Below are 16,545 nucleotides of genomic sequence, written 5' to 3' on the forward strand. Positions count from 1 at the left end.
TCGTCACTCGGTCCGGACGATGAAGTAGTGGTCGTTGTCGTTGTTCGCGTTGTTCTTCCAGCTGTTGAAATCCGTATTCTCGTAGGGGCTGGTCCCGGGAGCCGAAGCACCCCAACGCACCTGTCCACCACCGACGGTGTCGTCGATCCCGACGATCCAGAAGACCCCGGCCGGCGTCGGCTTGTTCGACGTCCACCCGACGGTGACCTCCTCGCCTCTACTCGGCGTTCCGCAATCTCCGGTGCCTGCGTCCATGATCGCGAGCGTGTCGACCGTGAAGCCATCGGAGTCGCCGCCGATCTGTTGATCCGGGCAGTACGGAGTGCCGCCAGGGCAGCCGGTGGTCTTGTCGCTCCAGATCTCGAAGTGGATGGTGCCGGTCACGGTCCCGTCTTGTCGTCCGAGACAGAGACCGAGCTCGGCAATCGTCAGCGACGCGGCATTGTTGATGCGCTGCCGAACGACGGTCGTAGGCGGCGTCTCATCGGGAAGGTCGATCCCCCAGTAGTCGCCGAGCGTGGGCGTACTGACGATCGTGTCAGTGGGAGCGGTCGGCGTCGGCGTCGGCGTCGGCGTCTCGGTCGCCGTCGGGGTCGCCGTGGGCGTCGCGGTCTCCGTGGGCGTCGCGGTCTCCGTGGGCGTCGGGGTCTCCGTGGGCGTCGCGGTCTCCGTGGGCGTCGGGGTCGCCGTGGGCGTCGCGGTCTCCGTGGGCGTCGCGGTCTCCGTGGGCGTCGGGGTCTCCGTGGGCGTCGCGGTCTCCGTGGGCGTCGCGGTCTCCGTGGGCGTCGCGGTCTCCGTGGGTGTCGCGGTCTCCGTGGGTGTCGCGGTCTCCGTGGGTGTCTCCGTCGGCGTCGGTGTTTCGGTCGCGCTCGTGGTCGGCGTCGGAGTCTCGGCGACCGTCGCCGTCGGCGTCGGTTCGACAACGCCATTGCAGACCACTGGGTAGGGCGACACGAAGGCCGGCACGGCGCTCCGATCGGAACAGTCCACCGCGTAGGCATTGATGCAGTCGACGCAGTCAACGAGATCGGCGAGCGTGGTGACCGCCCCGTCGCACACCTCCCCGGCGGGGGTCGTGGCGGTTGGACACTGCGTGGCGAACCCGATGGCGGCCGGGGTGAGATCCCCCACGCCGTTGCACAGCTTGTCGGCGCCGCCGCACGCCTTGCAGATGGCAGCGCGCTTCTTGGTTTCGGCTTTCGCGATCGCCGCGGCCGCCTTGCCGTCACCCGGAATGGGGCAGGGATTGGTCGCCTTCTCGGCGTTCACCGCCGTCCAGCACTTCGCGAGCGCCTTTGATCTCGCGGCGAAGAACGCCGCGGTCGCCTTGCCGATCGCTACCTGACACTTGTTCAGGTCCTTCTCGGTCTTGGGGTTGCTCGGAACGAACTCGTCGTACGAGATGCCGACGGCGCGATCCGCCGCCGCTTCCCCGATGCACGTCACGCACGCTGCAACGTCGGCACAATTGGCGATCGCGCCATTGCAGGATCCGTCCTCGAAGTTCGGGCAGGATCCGACGTTCCAGCCGATCTCGACGAGCGTATCGTCGTCGGCCGTCCCGCAGATCTTGTCCTTGCCGCCGCAGGCTTTGGCGATGCTCGATTCCAACTTCGCCGCCGCCTTCGCTATTGCCGGACCGACCTTGGGGTCGGCGTGGCAGTCTCCCGCCGGCAGCTTGCCCCTCACCATCGCCTCTTCGCACTTGACGAGGGCTTTCGCCTTCGCCCGGACGAATACGGCTCCCGCCTTCACGATCGCCGCTTTGCACTTCTGCGCATCGGCGTGCGCCAGCGTTCCGTGGGTAACGACCAGCACGACGACGGCGACGACAAACCTCCGTGGAACAAACAAGCCGGACATGCCACCTCCTCGACCCAGCTGCCTCCGGCAAGAACGTGTAGGGTTGTTCGGCAGCGAAAGTTTCGATCCATATGCAGACACGCTCATGCGGGTGTCAAGTCGAACTCGCGCCCGCGCGGTCAGCAACTCGACCCCGGCACCGGTGAATCGACCACGAGCGTGAGCGGCCCGTCGTTCACGAAACGCACATGCATGTGCGCTCCGAAGCGTCCGCTGGCGACGGAGCGAACCCGGGCGCGCAACTCGTCGACGAAGCGCGCAAACAACGCGGCGGCCGCACCGGCAGCCATCGCGCGATCATAGGATGGCCGGCGCCCTTTGCCACAGTCCGCGAGGAGCGTGAACTGCGAAATCGCGAGAAGCTCGCCATCCGCCTCGATCACGCTCCGCTGCGTCGACGAGGACGGATCGTCGAAGAGACGGAGCCCGACGATCTTGCGCGCCATCCACGCAACGTCGGACTCGCCATCGTCGCGTCCGAGGCCCGCCAGTACCAGCAGACCGGTCCCGATACGCCCGACGGACTCGCCGGCGACGGTCACCTCCGCCTCACGGACGCGCTGGATCACGACGCGCATCGGGCCGCGCCGCAGGTCGCTTGCCGGACGGACACGCCCCAGCTAGGAGAGCGTCCCCCCACCATGCTCCCCCGGCACTGAGCGATGGATTTCGTCGCCCGCATTCTCGGCATGGTCGTCCTCCGGCCGTACGTATTCGTGTTCTTCACGCTGTACCTGGTGGTCGCCGTCAAGCGCCTGGGATGGCGACGCACGGCGATCTTTTCGTTGATCGCGTACGTCGTCGCGTTCGCGGCGGAGTTCTCCTCGACACGGAACGGATTCCCGTTCGGCCTGTACCACTACATCGACGTGACGCGCGACCGCGAGCTCTGGATCAGCAACGTCCCGTTCTGGGATTCCTTGTCGTTCACTTTTCTCTGCTATCTCGGATGGCGTCTCGGTGTGCTCGTCCACGCACCGGTTTCGCTCGAACGCGGCGATGCGCAGGTACTCGAGACCCGTGAGATCGCCACCTCCTGGCGCGCCTGCCTCACCGGCGCGCTGCTGATGACGTGGCTCGACGTCGTCATCGATCCCCTCACGGTGCACGGCGATCGCTGGTTCTTGGGCCGCATGTACTACTATCCCGAAGGGGGCGTCTATTTTGGCGTGCCGCTCAGCAATTTCGCCGGCTGGTTCCTGGTCGGCGTGGTCACGATCAGGGCGTTCCAGGTCTGGGAGCTCCGTTTCGGCCAGGGGCACGATCGCCGCGGCAGGCGGCACGTCCGTTACAGCGCATGGCTCGAGCCGCTCGTGTACCTCGGCATCCTCCTCTTCAATCTGGGTCTGACGTTCTGGATCGGCGAGCGACTGCTCGGTACGGTCGGCACGATGATGTACGTGCCGATCATCGTGCTCTTCGTCCTGCACGTCCGCGATCCGCGCCGGCGGGCGACCGACGTCGAGGTGGAGGCACACCGACGCGGCCAACCGCGCCCCGGCGAACGCTACGCGTCATGACGCGCGAATCCCTGGTCGTGGTGACCGCGGTTCGCACGGAAACGCGGGCGGTGCTGGAGGCGCTCCGGCACGTCCGTCGAGCCGACGTCCGCGGCCTGCGGATCTGGCAGGCGGAATCCCGCGGACGCCCCGTGACGCTCGTGCAGGCGGGGATCGGTCCCGCGCGGGCCCGACGTGCCCTCGAAGCCGTTTCGCCGCCGCATGGTCCCGTCCTGTCCATCGGCTTCGCCGGTGCGCTCGTTGCGGACGCGAAGCCGGGAGACGTCGCGCTGCCGAACTCCGTCCTCTGGGAGGGCCCTTCGAGCCTGCAGCGCTACGACGTTCCCGCGTCGTCATGGCGAAGGATCGACGCGCGCGTGGCCACGATGAATCTCGGCGCGACCCTACGCGGTCCGATGCTCTCGTCTTCCGTGATCGTCGCCTCCCCGGAAGAGAAGCGAGCCGCGAGCCGTCGGACCGGTGCCGTGGCCGTGGAGATGGAAGCCGCGGGACTGGTTCCCGTTGCGTGCGAGCGTGGAGTCGATCTGCTCGTCGTCCGGACCATCCTCGACACCGCCGACGTCTCGTTGGCCGAGTTGCCGGCCGACCTCGACTCGAGCTGGAGCGCCCGAGCCGCGCTCCTCGGCCGTCCACGCGCTTGGCCCTCGGTCTGGGCCGTGGCGCGCCACATCCCGTGCGCCGCGCGGAACCTTCGTACGACCGTGGCGGCCGCCTTGACCGCCCTCTGACGAAGGTGATCACTGCGCCTCAGCTTGCCTGCCCCCCCCGACCGCCCGTATAGTCCAGCCGCCTGACCGCTCGGTCTGGAACCAACGGTCACCACCGGGGGGAGGGGGTCTCGATGCGGTTTCCCGCACACATCACGACCGACATGCTGAAGTGGCAGACCAGGAACTGGCTCAAGGGCAACAAGCGCTTTCCGGTCGTGCTGATGCTGGAGCCGCTGCATACCTGCAATCTCGCCTGCCTCGGATGCTCGCCCGAAAGGTACAATGGCGACTTGAGCGACCGGCTCTCCCTCGAAGAATGCCTGCGCGCAGTCGACGACTCGGGCGCACCGGTGGTCTCGATCTGCGGCGGCGAGCCGACCATCTACCCCGAGCTCACCGAACTCATCGCCGGCATCATCGACCGCAAGCGCCACATCTATCTCTGCACCAACGGCCTCCTCCTCGATCGTTTCTTCAAGAAGAACACGCCGCACGAACGCCTCTCCGTGAACGTGCACCTCGACGGAATGGCCCGTACCCACGACATGATCGTCGATCGCGGAGGTGTGTTCGACAAGGCGATCGAGATGCTCAAGCTCGGAAAGTCGCTCGGGTACCGGGTCTGCACCAATACGACGATCTATCGCGAAACGGCGATGCAAGAGATCGAGGAGATGCTGGAACTGCTCGACTCCATCGGCGTGGACGGCATGCTCCTCTCGCCCGGGTACCACTACGAAGTGCTTCCCGAGAAGCATTTTCTCTATCGCCACGAGGTCAACGAGAAGTTCAAACGCGTGATCGAGCTCTCCAGGCGCTACCGCCTCTACTCGACGCCGCTCTTCCTCGAGTTCGCCGCAGGGCTCCGCGACTACCCGTGCACCCCTTGGGGCAACGTCACGCGGACCCCGAAAGGATGGAAGGGCCCCTGCTACCTGATCGGCGAGAAATACTTCGAGACCTGGGACGCCTTCTGGAACGGCGTCGATTGGCCGTACTGGGAAACTCGACAGGATCATCGCTGCCGCGACTGTCTCATGCACAGCGGATTCGAGGCGTCGGTCGTCCGCAAGCTCGGCGAGAGCCGTCGCGACGTTTGGACGATGACGAAGTGGAATTTCCTCGGCTGAGACCGAAGGACACGCCTGCGACATCGGGCGTCGGATTCGTGACGCCGACCCACCTTCGAGCGCGCCGATGCCTTCACCAACCGCGCGAAAACACGACGCCAGGCAGCATCGTCGTGGCGGCATGTGGGTTGCTGTCCGCTTCAGGAGACGCGGACCATGCTCGCCACCCAGGCCCTCACCGACGCGCTCCAGGTCATCTACCGCGAAGCGCTACGCTCGCCGTGGATCTGTCTCAATGCCCTAAAGGATCCGACCTCGGCCCCGAATCGCCCGACCGCGGGTCGGGACGCCCCTCCGGTCCTGGTGCTCGGTGGATTCCTGAGCCACCCGTACTACTACGCCCCGTTCGGACGGCTCCTCGGACAACAGGGATTTCTCGTCCACTACGACGAGGTGTTCAACGCCGCACCCTTCAAACCGCACGTCAGAGCGCTCGGCGAACGGGCCGCGCGCATCGCCGAGGACGCAGGAAAGCCCATCCGCATCGTCGGCCACTCCCTCGGCGGTCTCCAGGCCATCGCGCTCCTCGTCCAGCGCCCGGACGCGATCGAGCAGGTGATCACGGTCGCGAGCCCCATCGTCGGAGGAACCCCATGGCGTCCGCTCCAGCGGCTCGCCGAGCGCGTGCTCGACGTCCACGCGAGCGAGACCGAGGTGCTGCGGGAGGACCTGGGCCCGTATGCTCGGCGTGTTACGACGATCTCCTCGCCCCAGGACCTCGTGGCGCCCCCCCCGGCATGCACCATCGACGGCGCGACGAACGTAGTCCTGAGCACCTTGCCGCGTCGGGACGAATCGCTCGCGAGCCACATCGGCGTCATCTTCATGGAGACGGTGGTCCAGATCGTCCTCGCGAGCCTGGCGCGGGCCGATGTGCAGAACCTGTCGGACGCTGCCGGGGATGCCGGCAGCCCGACGGGCGGACTCGAATAACGCCTCGTCGCCTCACGAGTTTTTCGGCACGCTCGACGCGGAACCCGTCTTGACTCCCCGGAAGCCTTTGGGAACAATCCGCGCCCGTCACGATTCCACGACCCGGCAAACCCATTCGATCGAAGCTTCGAGGAGGATTCATGCGATTCTCGTTCTGGACGAGTGTCGGCGCACTCGCGGTGCTCAGCGTGGCTTCTTGTACGCCTGGCGAGAACAAGACGGTCGCGGCTCCCAGCCCGGCGGTCGCGTCGCCTGCGCAAGCTCCGGTCGCAGCCACGGCTCCTTCGCCGCCCGAAGTCGCCGCCGAAGCCGAGGAAGGCGACGAGATCTTGATGGTGTGGGCTGAGGCCGAGCCGGACGAGGGTGCGCCCCCGCTCGAAGTGCAGTTGAAGGCGGACGTCTCGGGCGGCGTCGGCGACCGCAAGATCAAGTGGGAATTCGGCGACGGCTCGCCCGCCAGCAGCGAGATGAACCCGAAGCATCGGTACGAGAAAGCCGGGACCTTCCGGGCGTCGGTCGAAGTCTCCGACGCGAGCGGCGACTCGGATTCGGACTACGTCGATATCGAGATCGCCGCGGAGTAGGGAGTCGCCGGTCCTCAGTGCCGCGGGCGGATCACGAACGTCGTACCCTCGCGCTTGAACTGAACGCCCGTCGGCGTGATCGCCGCGACGGTGAGACCGGCCGCCACTTCACCTTCGTGCACCCGCTGCGTCGGTGCACCGTCGATACTGATAAAAGCGAAACGACGGGCAGGGTCCGACGACCACTGCAGGAAGCTGAGAGCGACCTTCGGCGCGCCCGGAGGTGACCGTCCCGTATCGAAGAGAGCCTCAGCCGGGGTTTCCGGCTCGGCCGCTGGTTCCGGTGCTTCCTCGACTTGCGGCTCCGGTGGCGCCATTACCGGCGGCAGCGCCGCGAGTTCCTGATCAGCAGGCGCCGCCTGGCGTGGGATCTCCGCGGGTGCCTGGTTCACGGCCGGGCCCGCCTCTCGAATGGCGTCACGCGCAGGCCCGAAAGGAGAGGGCTCGAGTACCGATCCTTTGTCGGCGGCCGCCAATGCCGCGGGCTGCGACGGCGGTGGTATCGGACGGGCGACCTCCGCGGGCGGAGTCGTGTCACGCGTTCTCGACGGCGGCACTCCCGTTGGCGGCTGAGCCGCGACCGGTGGCGGTGCAGGCGCAACCTCCACCTTGGGTGCTTCCGCTTTCGCAGGCTCTGCCGCGACCGGCGCGGGCGGCTCCTGCGCAGGTGGCTCGACGCGTCCGGGAGCGCGCGGCACGACGATCTCCGGGGCCGGTGGCGGCATGGGCAACGCAGCGACCTCGACTGTCGGCTCGCTCGTCACCCAACTGAGTAGCGCGCCCCCGCCGAACCCCACCACGGCACAGCCCAGGATGGCGGCGATCGGGAAGGGTCGCCGGCGGCGGACCGCCGGTGAGACCGCCGGTCCCTCGAGCGTCGGTTCACCCGCCGGGTCGCGATCGCGCTCGACCTTCCGGAGCGCATCGAGGATCGTGCTCATCGAGCATCATCCTTCGTTCCGGATCGTCGTCTCATCGGCCTCGAAGTCATGTGCCCCCGCTCAGGCGTGGGTGTCGATAGTCGGCAAGCGCTCCGTATAGAACGATCTTGGTCAAAGGACCCACGATACCATCGGGGGCAAGGCGGTGCGAACGCTGGAAGCGGGCAACGGCTTCACTCGTACCGGCATCGTACGTCAGAGACGGCGCGTCCGGATAGACACCCACCCGCGCGAGGAGCTGCTGGAGCCGGCGAACCTCCGGTCCACGACTGCCAGGCACCAGGCGCGAGGAAAAGCCTTCGAAGTCCCGCCAGAAGACGTGCGCATCGCCGAGCCATACGCGATCGAGGTCCGGAGCGCTCAACATCGTCCCCATGTCGCCGAACCGTACGATGACGTTGGGACCGGCTACACCACCCAGCAACGCGAAACGACGCTGCCCGCTGTCCGGGAGCGAGAACTCCAAGATCGCCGGCAGGTTCATCATCGCGAGCCGCGACAGGGTCCCGCTGGTCGGGAGATACCGGAGACCCCGGCGCGTCGCGATCGCTTGCAGATCGAGCCGCGCGCCGGAGCGCTCCTCCGGACGAAGCGGGTCGACCCCCCACGCGGCGAGGAGGCTCGTCGTGGCCGCCACCGCGGTCGCGTGATGATCGACCGCTGCCAAGGCCGCCCAGAAGGCCATCGGTCCGTCGGTCACCGACGCGGGGGCCGCTCCCGTCTCGACCTCGGCAGCCGGAGACTCCGGTTCACTCGTAGGCTCCGACGGGATCGCCGCAGGCGCCGATCCCTGCTCGGGGGTGACCTCGATGGCTGGGGTCGCAGACGCCACGGGGGTCTCGCTCTCGGAAGGAGCGGGAAGTGGAGTCGAGGTCGCCGGCGGGGGCGCGGCGGTCGGCGTCACGGTCGGCGTCGTCGCGACGGCATCCGCCATCCACATGTCGCCCGCGGGCCGCAACAGCGCCACTGCCGCCCCCAGACCAGCGGCCAGCGCGACGCCGGCCGCAAGGGCCACACGCAACGACCGATGACGCCGCGCGCCGGGCCCGGCGTCGTCGGTGCGCAACTCGGCGATAACGTGTCGCATCAGCGCGGCGCTGATCACGCGCTGTTCCCGCGTGTAGCCGGCCAGCAGCGCGCGATGCGCGGCGATGTTGATGAGCCGCGGCACGCCGCCGGAATATCGATAGACGAGGCGCACCGCGCCAGGCGAGAAGATGTCCGCCGTCGATGGCCCCCCGGCGATCCGGAGGCGATGCGCGATGTAGCGCGCCGTCTCCGCCCGATCGAGGGGCTCCAAATGCCACCGCACCGTGATGCGTTGGTTGAGTTGTGCGAGCTCGGGACGCCCGAGTAGCAGCTTCAGCTCGGGCTGGCCGACCAGGACGATCTGCAAGAGCTTCGTCGTCTCCGTCTCGAGGTTGGACAGCAGCCGCAGCTGCTCGAGCGTGGCGGGCGGAAGGTTTTGCGCCTCGTCGACGATGACGACCACGCGCTTCCCGGCGAGCTTCTGCGCCACCAAGAACGGGTTGAGCTCGTCGACGAGTTCCTTCTTACTGCTGGATGACGCGGGGATCGAGAACTCGCTGTTGATGGTCTGCAGAAGCTCGAGATCCGAGAGCGCCGGATTGAAAATGTAGCCGACGATCGTGTTCGCTTCGAGATCCCGAAGGAGCGCACGCAGCAGCGTCGTCTTCCCCGTCCCGATGTCCCCCGTAACGGCGATGAATCCCGTCCCCTCGCGGATCCCGAACAACAGATGACCGAGCGCCTCACGATGGTGCGTGCTGAGGTACAGATAGTGCGGGTCGGGCGTGAGTCGAAACGGGGGCTCGCTCAGGCCGTAGAAAGCTTCGTACATTCGCGAGCGATCCTCGGATACGCGCCCGACATTTTCAAGCCGCTGACGTCTCGAGGCGTCGGGCTAGGCGCCGAGCCATCGTCGCCACGCGACAGCGAGCCAGCATGCCACCAACGACCACGCGAAGGCGTCGCCCCTCGCGGCGTAGAAGGTCGGCTGTTCGAGAAGCCGCACCTCGACGCTCCGCGCCTCCGCAACGAACGTGGGAAGCTCCGTCACGACGGCACCGGTCGCGGCAATCGCGGCGGTGAGACCCGTATTCGTCACGCGAATGAAGTCGCGCCGCACCTCGACGGCCCGCCAGAGCGCGAGCGCCTGGTGCTGAAGCGGCTCCGCGCTCGCGCCGTACCACGCGTCGTTCGTGAGGTTCACGAGGAGGTTGGCGCCGCGTCCCACCGCTTGCCGGGCGGGGTCTGGAATCACGTCCTCGTAGCAGATGAGGGGTCCGACCCGCACCTCACCCGTCGTAAGGATCGTCGAAGCGTCGCCGGAGGTGAAGTGACCGGTTGCGGGACTCATGCGCCGAAGCCAGGGGAAGCGCGACGCGAACGGCAGGTACTCACCGAAGGGTACGAGCACCCGCTTGTCGTAGCGTCCGATGATCGGACCCCCCGGCTCGGTCAGGAACGCGCTGTTGTAGAGGCGCCGCCCGCCGATTCCTTCGGCGATCGCCAGCCCGCCGAAGATCAACGGCCGTGGAGTATCCACGAATGGATGATCCTCCGGAGCCGGCAGGCGCTCGTCCACGCGGAGGGGACGTTGCGCCACCGTTTCCGGCCACACGAGGAGCGCCGCGTCGTCGGCAAGCTCCCATGACAAGCGCCGATACTCGTCGAGGTTCCGCCGAAAGTACGCCCGGTCCCCCTTGCGCTCGACGCCGATGTTTCCCTGAACGATGCCGACCCGAATCGCCGGGGCCGCCTCTCGCAACGCCTCGACGTGGTGTACGCGCGCGCCGCCCGCGAGCGCGAGCACCACGAGCGCCCCGAGGGCCGCCGCGAGTGGCGCGAACTCGCGAGCGCGAAGGAACCGGACCAGACCGGCGTTGCACCACACGATCACGAATCCGAGGACGTACGGACCCGCAACCTCGCCGCTCTGGAGCAGTGGCACCAGACGATACTGGGTGTGAGCGATACGCCAGGGAAACAGCGTCGGGAAAAGGAACTCGACGACGGAAAACGTGAGCGGTGCGGCGAGGCCGAGCGGGAGGGGACCGAGCCACGAGAGCAGCCCCATGAAGACGCCGACCTGCAAGCCCATCCACGCGACGGGCGGAACGAACAGCGCGAGCGCCGTGGGCAGCGCGAAACCCCCGAACACCTGGAAGGCGTGGATCAACCACACGAAGGCGCAGGCGATGCCGGCGGCTCCACCGAACCATCCGAGTCGAAAGGCGCGTCTTGCTGGCCCGGTCTCCGCGATCGCGATCCATGGAACCACCGCGACCCACGGGATCCACCACGCCCCGTAGTCGACGAAGCTCCAGCCGAGCGCGAGACCGCCGCCAAGCGCTCCGAGCCACTCCCACCCGCGTACCCCGCGGCCGGGACCGTTCATGGATCCTACGGCAGCGTCACGATCACGACGTCGTCCGGAAACGTCGTCAACGAGCCGCCCGATGCGCTGGTCGGCGGTGCCGTGCTCGTCGCCGGCTCGTCCGGGAGGCCTCCATCCGATCGGATCCGGAAGCCGTCGACGCGATCGAATCCTCCCTGGGCTACGTAGAGGATCGACCCGGTCGGATCGACCACCATGCCGACCGGCAGGGACTTCGGATCCTCCGCGGTCCGACTGAAGGTTTTGCTCGGCAGCAGGCCATGCTCCAGGAGGAACGCGTCGACTCGGCCCTCGTTGTAGACGCTCGAGTAGAGCACCTCCGCCGTCCCGTGCCGATGTCGGAGCATGCGCTGATAGACGCCCGCGCGCTTGGTGCTGCTGCTGTCGCTGTCGCTTATGACGCCGTCCGCGTTCACGGGGAACGTGAAGAGACGCTCGCTCACCTCTTCGGCCACGAACAGCTCGCCCAAGGGCGCGCTCACCGACGTATCGAAGAGCAACTGGGTGACGAGAGCGGCGCCGATGACGGAGATGGGCGTGCTCACGAGCCGTGCGTCGAGACACGTCGTCGTCTCGGGGGAGGGCACGGCCGGACCCGGCGTTTCGCCGGGGCCCGGCGTCGGCGAGACCGTCGGCGCGGGCGTGGGGGTTACGGTCGCCTGCGGATCAGGCTCGGGCAGGAACTGGCCCTGCACCCGGGGATGGATTTCGATCTCCACGGCTCCCGCAGCCGCGAAGAACCCGTCACCCAGAGGGGCGAGCGCCGCGAAATCCGAGTCGCCGCCTCCGACGATGCAGCTCGAAGGCAGCGGAGGAATCGTCCCGTCATCGGCGATCGGGTATGCGTCGATGCGATTTCCCCCGCGGCTCGCCACGTAGAGAATCCCATTGTCGATGCTCGGATCGATGACCATGTCGACCGGATCGCTCTCGTCGGCGTCGGACACGACCTCCTGATCGCTCTTGCCCTCCGCGATGCACGCGCTGCCGCCGCCGACGCGCAAACGCACGACCTGTACGCGGTCCTCCGTCGCGACGTAGAGAAGCGAAGGATCGGTCGGATGCACGACGACACGCCGGGGGTTGTCGTCGGTCGCGATGCGCTGCTCCGGCGTCGCGCCGCTCGGTGAGTTGCCGAGCAGGACGCCGCTCACACCGAGCCGATAGACGGCGAGGCCACGCGTATTGCCGTCCCCGAGGTGACACGGCCCGTTCGGCGCAGGAACGCAAAGCCCGTCGTGCTCGCATTCGTTTCGTGCCTCGACGACGACCAGAACCTTGTCGGAGCGAACGCCGTCAAGCTCCGCGCCGGCCGGCAACGTGAAATCGCGATCCTTGCCGCCGCCCGCGCACGCCGACACGAGGAGCATCGCCACCACCAGCGCGGCCGGCGCCACGCATCGGCCCAGCAGCATCGTCCCCAACGTCAACGTGCGCACCATGCAACCTCCCGTTTCCGTGCCGCGTGCGTGTACCGCATTCACCGATCGTCGTCCACAACGGCGCGGGGTTGGCAGCTCTTCGTCAATTGCGCTATTGCCGCGCTGGGGATGGAGTCGGTGGCGCGCGCGTGGGCCGTCATGCTGTGTCTCGCCATGGCGGGGTCCGCCGCCGCGGAGCCCGAGCCGACCGACATCGCGCGGCGCACCTTCGACGTCGACAAAGTCGTCGATAGTCGCGCCGAGATCACCATGGCGCTGCTGAGCCAGAGTGGCGCCCGACGAGAGCGGTCGACGATCACTCTCTCGAAGCTCCTGCCGAACGGGATCGACCGCCAACGCCTCATCCGCTTCACGGCACCCGCGGAGGTGAAGGGCACCGCCACCCTCCTGGTGGAGCACGCCGCCGGGGACGACGACATCTGGATCTACCTACCGGCGCTCCGCAAAGTGCGGCGGCTGGTCGCCAACAACAAGAAGGATAGCTTCGTCGGCACCGATTTTTCGTACGGCGACATCATCGGGCACCGAGTCGAGGGGTGGGCGTATCGGCTCGCGGGCCGCGAAAGCGTCGCTGGCGCCGAGACCTACGTCCTCGAGGCTACGCCGCGATCCGACGCCATCCGCGACACGAGCGGATACGCCAAGCGCAAGCTCTGGGTCCGCACCGACAACTACGTCACCGTCAAAGCCGCGTACTGGGACACTGCTGGCGCCCTATTGAAGGAGTTCGAGGCAAGCGACGTACGTGAGATCGATCCGAAAAATGCCAAATGGCAGGCGTTTCACCTGACGATGCACAATCGACAGACCGGACATCGCACGGATTTGGTCTTCACCAAGCTCGAGGTCGGCGTCGGATTACGGGACGAGGAGTTCAGCGAGCGCTACCTCGACAAGGAGCTCTGACGTCGAGACGACACCGCATCGGCGTCTCGTTGCTCGGCGCGTTGCTCGGGCTGTTCCGGGCGCCAACGACCACGCTCGCCGGTCCGACGTCGCTCGATGCCCTCGGCCTCTCGGGATCGGTCGGATTCGCCTACTACAGCTCCAACCACGGCATCGACGATCGTGAGAACTTCCCGGGACTGAACCTGACGGTAAAGCAGCGCGGCCGCGCCGATGGCGGCATTCGCTGGTTCGCCGAGTCCCGCATTCTCGCGCAGCAGGTCGGGCACGAGGACGAGGACGCCCCACATGGCTCCGCCCGTGACCTTCGCTACTCCGACGAGGTGACGTCCGAGCTCCGCGAAGCATACGTCGAGATCGAGCGCGGCGCCTGGGACGTCACGATCGGGAAGCAGATCATCGTCTGGGGACGGGCGGACGAGATCAACCCGACCGACGTCCTGTCCCCCAAGAACTATCTCCTGCTTCTTCCGGAGGGCATGAGCGCGTATCGGTTCGGGACGACCGCGCTCAAGATCGACTACTTCGCGGGGCGGGGCATCCGGCTGACGGGGGTGTGGCTGCCCCTCACGAGCACGAGCCTCGTCCCGCTCTCGGACCCGCCGCCGGGCGTACGCGTCGACACGACTCCCCCGGCGATCAGGCTCGAGAACGGCATCGCCGGCATGAAGATCGACCGCAGCGGCGCCGACGTCGACGCGTCCATCTCCTACGCCTACGGATACAACCTCCTGCCCGAAGTCCGCCTCGTCTCGCTGGAAGAGAACGCCGAGACCGATGTGGTCCACGCAAACGTGGACCTCCGGAATGCCCGTCAGCACATGATCGGTGCGGACGCCGCGACCGCCCGGGGCCGCTTCGGCTTCCGGGGCGAGGTGGCCTACTACCACACCGACAACCCCAACGGCCGACGCGTCGACGGCGTGACCCCCTCGCTCTTCTACGTGCTCGGCGTGGAGCACACGCTGCCGGGCGACGTCAGCGTCATCCTCCAGTACCTCGGTCGGTGGGTCATCGCGCGCGTCGATCCAGAACGCGCGCTCGACGATCCCGATCCGATCGAGGGGCGGGCCCGCTTTCTCACCGCACGCGAGACCTTCGTGATCAATCAGCAACTCGACACGGTCCAGAACGGCTGGTCGCTACGGCTGGGCAAGACGTTCTGGAACGACACCCTCAATTGCGAGCTGCTCGGCGTCCACTACTTCGAGCGCAACGACTTCTTCCTGCGGCCGCGCGTCGCCTACGATCTGACCGATGGCTGGCGGGTGACGGTGGGCGGTGAGGTGTTCGGAGGTCCGAGGGTCTCGTTCTTCGGCCGCATCAAGGACAACAGCGGGGCGTTCGTCGAACTGCTGTACAGCTTCTAGCAGGCTCCGACCGCTCGGCTGCGGTGTCGATTGTCAACTTTACAACGACTGCCGGCCTGGGTGCTTACCCGCTGAAACCGTCCAATCCTCGCAAGGGTGCACGATTCGAGATTTGACACGCCCGTCCTGCGATGGTTACCCCAGGCCTCTCGGCGGCTCGCCTTCCCCGATTCGAGCCCAAACTCGACCCAAAGGAGGAGACTCATGAACACCAGCACCATGAGGCTCGCCCTCTGTGCCGCAGCGCTCGTAATCGGAGCCGTCGGCCTCAACACCTCAGTTTTTCTTGTTTCCGGAGACGCGGAACATGCGGTCTCGGTGGCGGAAGCATCGATCCCGCCACAGGTGGGTTCAGCTCGATTCCCGCGACCCGGGACCCTCCGGATCGGACCGAGCGACCTCGTAGGGCGGCTCCATGGCTCCGGAGCGGTCTCGGCGCACGACGCCGTCCATGCGACAGCACACGTCATCCCCGCGGACCTTCCCGAGCCTCCTCTCGGGCGCTTCAAGCTGACGGCCTACTCGGGACCGCAGCTCGGGCAGGCGCTGCCCATCACGGCGACGGGGACCACGGCCCGCGCCGGCCGTACGGTCGCCGTGGATCCCGCGGTGATCCCCCTCGGCTCGCGCATCTACATCGAAGGGGTGGGCGAACGCGTGGCGGAAGACGTCGGGGGCGGCGTGAAAGGGAACCACATCGACGTCTATCTCGGGACCGTGCCGCAAGCCTTCGACTTCGGAGTACGTCGCGGCCGCGTGAGCCTCGTCGAGACGCCGAAGTCGCGACTCGCGCGACGCCTGTCCGCTGGACGGAGCTGAATCGCCCGCCGTCTAGGCGGTCGGCACGAAGTCGAGGAGCCGCCGGGGATCTTCGGGCTCTTCGTGCTCTCCGAGCGCCAACATCAGCTCAGTGTGCGTGAGCGTCCCCGAGCGCCACTCGCGTAGCGTGCGCCACGACCCATCTTCAGCGCGCTCGAAGAGATCCACTCGACGATCCTCCGTCAGGCCAATCGCCGCTCGTCCGCTCGGCGTCATACAGAACAACACGTATCCCGCGCGCTTGCTCGTGACGAAATGCATAGAAGGCGTCCCGTTCCTCGTCATTGTTGAGGGCATACACCGAGGGTCCCGAAACGAACCGCCCGCGAATACCCCACCATCCTGAGACCGTCATCTCCGAACTCGCCGACGGTGGCGAAGCCGCCGTCCTGGGTGGGTGTTCGCGACCAATCCCAGGCACGCTCCAGGAGCCGCGTACCGTGCGCGCGCCGCAGCAAGATCGTGTCGTACACGATCTCGGTGGCGCTCCGCCGCGTGAGACGACCCGCGAGCCCGAGCGCCGCGGCATGACGCTCGAGCGCAGCTTCCTGCTGATCGTAGTTGCAATTGTACGTCGAAGGGAGCGGCGCGCCGCGCACCATGTGCCAGCCCGAGCGGCACGTCTCCGCCCCAGCGAACGGCTCGCCTGACACCGTCCACTCGTCCTTCAACTGGTATCCGACGCCCTTCAGCAGCTGCGGGTGCACCGTCTCCGGGAAGCGCTCGAGCAGGCGCACGACCGTGAGCGGATGCGTCCCGTCCGTATCCATCCGGTATACCAGGATGTCACCGCGCGCCCGCGCGGCCTCCAGGCTCGCGCGATCGTACGGTACGGCGGTGGCATCAGCTGCGGTCGAAGCTGGGGCCGAAAGCACTCGCGCAACGTCCTCGGGGCTCAAGAGAAAC

16 protein-coding genes are annotated in these 16,545 nt (G+C 67.2%); 9 read left to right on the forward strand and 7 right to left on the reverse strand.

The window, feature by feature from the left end; all coding sequences use genetic code 11:
• The first annotated feature begins 27 nt into the window (after positions 1-27).
• A complete protein-coding gene (locus IT293_05880; protein ID MCC6764175.1) occupies positions 28-1,299 on the forward strand; it encodes a hypothetical protein in 1,272 nt (423 codons plus the stop codon).
• Between the two features lie 683 nt (positions 1,300-1,982).
• Here the strand turns inward: IT293_05880 and IT293_05885 are convergent.
• A complete protein-coding gene (locus IT293_05885) occupies positions 1,983-2,441 on the reverse strand; it encodes a D-tyrosyl-tRNA(Tyr) deacylase (protein ID MCC6764176.1) in 459 nt (152 codons plus the stop codon).
• Positions 2,442-2,525: 84 nt separating this feature from the next.
• Between IT293_05885 and IT293_05890 the strand changes: the two genes are divergently transcribed.
• The 5 genes from IT293_05890 to IT293_05910 all read left to right on the forward strand — a co-directional run bounded on the left by IT293_05890 (position 2,526) and on the right by IT293_05910 (position 6,740).
• On the forward strand, positions 2,526-3,383 hold the full coding sequence (locus IT293_05890; protein ID MCC6764177.1) for a carotenoid biosynthesis protein: 858 nt from the start codon (positions 2,526-2,528) through the stop codon (positions 3,381-3,383).
• On the forward strand, positions 3,380-4,111 hold the full coding sequence (locus IT293_05895; protein ID MCC6764178.1) for a hypothetical protein: 732 nt from the start codon (positions 3,380-3,382) through the stop codon (positions 4,109-4,111). Before IT293_05890 ends, IT293_05895 begins: the two co-directional genes overlap by 4 nt.
• A gap of 113 nt (positions 4,112-4,224) precedes the next feature.
• Positions 4,225-5,223: an adenosyl-hopene transferase HpnH gene (hpnH, locus tag IT293_05900; GenBank protein MCC6764179.1), complete on the forward strand. Its 999-nt coding sequence runs from the start codon at positions 4,225-4,227 to the stop codon at positions 5,221-5,223.
• A gap of 156 nt (positions 5,224-5,379) precedes the next feature.
• Entirely contained in the window at positions 5,380-6,156 is a 777-nt protein-coding gene (locus IT293_05905) for a hypothetical protein (protein ID MCC6764180.1), read from the forward strand.
• Positions 6,157-6,296: 140 nt separating this feature from the next.
• On the forward strand, positions 6,297-6,740 hold the full coding sequence (locus IT293_05910; GenBank protein ID MCC6764181.1) for a PKD domain-containing protein: 444 nt from the start codon (positions 6,297-6,299) through the stop codon (positions 6,738-6,740).
• A gap of 14 nt (positions 6,741-6,754) precedes the next feature.
• Here the strand turns inward: IT293_05910 and IT293_05915 are convergent, their stop codons facing one another.
• From IT293_05915 to IT293_05930, 4 genes are all read right to left on the reverse strand, one after another.
• Complete coding sequence (locus IT293_05915; GenBank protein ID MCC6764182.1) at positions 6,755-7,681, reverse strand: hypothetical protein; 927 nt, start codon at positions 7,679-7,681, stop codon at positions 6,755-6,757.
• Positions 7,682-7,727: 46 nt separating this feature from the next.
• A complete protein-coding gene (locus tag IT293_05920) occupies positions 7,728-9,542 on the reverse strand; it encodes an AAA family ATPase (protein MCC6764183.1) in 1,815 nt (604 codons plus the stop codon).
• 63 nt (positions 9,543-9,605) lie between these two features.
• A complete protein-coding gene (gene lnt / locus IT293_05925) occupies positions 9,606-11,102 on the reverse strand; it encodes an apolipoprotein N-acyltransferase (protein ID MCC6764184.1) in 1,497 nt (498 codons plus the stop codon).
• A 5-nt stretch (positions 11,103-11,107) separates the two neighbouring features.
• A complete protein-coding gene (locus IT293_05930) occupies positions 11,108-12,544 on the reverse strand; it encodes a hypothetical protein (GenBank protein MCC6764185.1) in 1,437 nt (478 codons plus the stop codon).
• 117 nt (positions 12,545-12,661) lie between these two features.
• On the opposite strand from IT293_05930, the gene IT293_05935 reads away from it, so the two are divergent.
• The 3 genes from IT293_05935 (at position 12,662) to IT293_05945 (ending at position 15,639) form a co-directional block, all read left to right on the forward strand.
• Positions 12,662-13,450, forward strand: coding sequence for an outer membrane lipoprotein-sorting protein (locus tag IT293_05935; protein ID MCC6764186.1), 789 nt, complete (start codon positions 12,662-12,664; stop codon positions 13,448-13,450).
• Between the two features lie 29 nt (positions 13,451-13,479).
• Entirely contained in the window at positions 13,480-14,820 is a 1,341-nt protein-coding gene (locus IT293_05940; protein ID MCC6764187.1) for a hypothetical protein, read from the forward strand.
• A 204-nt stretch (positions 14,821-15,024) separates the two neighbouring features.
• Positions 15,025-15,639 (forward strand): 3D domain-containing protein, encoded by a 615-nt coding sequence (locus IT293_05945; protein ID MCC6764188.1) that lies wholly within the window; start codon positions 15,025-15,027, stop codon positions 15,637-15,639.
• A 12-nt stretch (positions 15,640-15,651) separates the two neighbouring features.
• On the opposite strand, the gene IT293_05950 is transcribed toward IT293_05945, so the two are convergent.
• Together IT293_05950 and IT293_05955 are read right to left on the reverse strand one after the other, a co-directional pair.
• Complete coding sequence (locus tag IT293_05950) at positions 15,652-15,807, reverse strand: hypothetical protein (GenBank protein MCC6764189.1); 156 nt, start codon at positions 15,805-15,807, stop codon at positions 15,652-15,654.
• A 113-nt stretch (positions 15,808-15,920) separates the two neighbouring features.
• Positions 15,921-16,409, reverse strand: a complete 489-nt coding sequence (locus IT293_05955) for a hypothetical protein (GenBank protein ID MCC6764190.1) — start codon at positions 16,407-16,409, stop codon at positions 15,921-15,923.
• Positions 16,410-16,545: the final 136 nt, after the last annotated feature.

The organism is Deltaproteobacteria bacterium, from assembly GCA_020848745.1.
GTDB lineage: Bacteria > Desulfobacterota > Binatia > UTPRO1 > UTPRO1 > UTPRO1.